Origin of the sequence: Cryobacterium sp. TMN-39-2, assembly GCF_004402745.1 — a bacterium.
In the GTDB taxonomy this organism is placed as follows: Bacteria; Actinomycetota; Actinomycetes; order Actinomycetales; family Microbacteriaceae; genus Cryobacterium; species Cryobacterium zongtaii.
Genome location: NZ_SOFX01000048.1, coordinates 1 through 1,381 on the forward strand (window position 1 = coordinate 1; position 1,381 = coordinate 1,381).

Below are 1,381 nucleotides of genomic sequence, written 5' to 3' on the forward strand. Positions count from 1 at the left end.
GGTATCCCCTAGAAAGGGACCCTACGACCGAGGTTTTTGGCATTTGACATTGTGCACGCTGTTGAGTTCTCAAGGATCGGACGCACCCGACTTCAGGCCATGTGATTGGCTGTCGCTCCGGGGCAACTTGACTACCTTAGCCTCCGTTCGAATCCGTGTCAAATCGACTGAGCGGCGTGTTTCCGGCAAACTAGTGCCTGAAAACGCTCCGTTCGTTCGATCCGAGGGATCTTGCGAAGAGCTGATTCCTGGCCAAAACGAAGAGCCACACCGAAACGATGTGGGTTGCTTTGACTGGGAGTTGGTCCCGCTTGAGGCCGGAAGCTCTGCGGCTTTTCCGAACCTGTGGGGTGACGAGAGATGACATTACGGGGATTCCGGAGGGGCCGCAAATTGGATCTGACACCCGGGCGTGTCGGGGTGGTTTGCCCCATATGGCGCGCCGACAGCGGGTGTCCGAGAGACGACTAGGGCGAGGGCTGAACGCCGCGTTGAGCATCCGCGATCGACACGATTCGATGCCTGATCAGCTGCCAACCCTGAGGCGGGGTGGTCACACGCGCGTGCCGTTCACAGAGGTCATAGGTGTGTGGCTCGTGGGTGCCGGCGAGCGGTCCCAGGACAGCCATCGAGTCGGCATAGGAGAACGTGAGAGTCGCCACGGCCTCATCGTTGCAGGAGATTCTTGAACACGCTCTGACTGACATGGTGATTCAGGGTACCGCCGATGCCCCGGAAGTAGACTGGGGGTATGCCTCGTTCACGCCGCACAACCGTGCAAGCACCGACCTCGCGCGGTCGGGGCCGGGACCGACACGGCCGTGGCATCCGCAGTTCTGCCACCGGACCTTTCCTTCCTCCCCTGCGTACGCGGGTGGACACTTTCGACATGACCATCGCGTCGACGGTCGACTACTTGCGCATGGTGTGGCCGGCCGAACTCGCCGATGTGTCCTTCGAGGTGGCCGCAGGGCCGCTCAACGTGATTCCCGGCGTCGGGGTGGCGCGGTACGCGGTGGATGCCCGTGAGCGTCGCATCACCTTCTTCCGGCTGCCGATCCAGCGGCTGAGCGGACTGCACCGCAATGACGAGTTCCATCAGCGCATGGTGATCGAGAGCTGCGTCTTCCGCGGGGTCGCCGAACTCCTCGGCAAGGACCCCTGGGATCTCGCGCCGGATCGATTCCGCCACTTCTAGGGGCGCATCCCGCACGCGAACGCCACGAGGACCAAACCTTTTCTGACGTGGGGACGAACCACCTGCATACCAAGCAGCACTCCCCCACAGCAAAGGACTTCATCATGCGCAGCTTCACCAAGACCGCACTCGGCCTCACCACCGCAGGCCTGCTCGTCGCCGGCCTCGCCGCCTGCTCCACCG

At 62.6% G+C, this 1,381-nt stretch carries 2 protein-coding genes; one reads left to right on the plus strand and one right to left on the minus strand.

The window, feature by feature from the left end:
• Positions 1–467 precede the first annotated feature (467 nt).
• On the minus strand, positions 468–707 hold the full coding sequence (locus tag E3O57_RS18565) for a DUF3499 family protein (RefSeq protein WP_088455309.1): 240 nt from the start codon (positions 705–707) through the stop codon (positions 468–470).
• A gap of 182 nt (positions 708–889) precedes the next feature.
• On the opposite strand from E3O57_RS18565, the gene E3O57_RS18570 reads away from it, so the two are divergent.
• Entirely contained in the window at positions 890–1,198 is a 309-nt protein-coding gene (locus E3O57_RS18570) for a hypothetical protein (RefSeq protein WP_341476105.1), read from the plus strand.
• Positions 1,199–1,381: the final 183 nt, after the last annotated feature.

Bases quoted from the DNA above. Each gene is read 5' to 3' on its own strand.
- E3O57_RS18565 (WP_088455309.1), bottom strand. From the start codon at position 707: ATGTCAGTCAGAGCGTGTTCAAGAATCTCCTGCAACGATGAGGCCGTG.
- E3O57_RS18570 (WP_341476105.1), top strand. From the start codon at position 890: ATGACCATCGCGTCGACGGTCGACTACTTGCGCATGGTGTGGCCGGCC.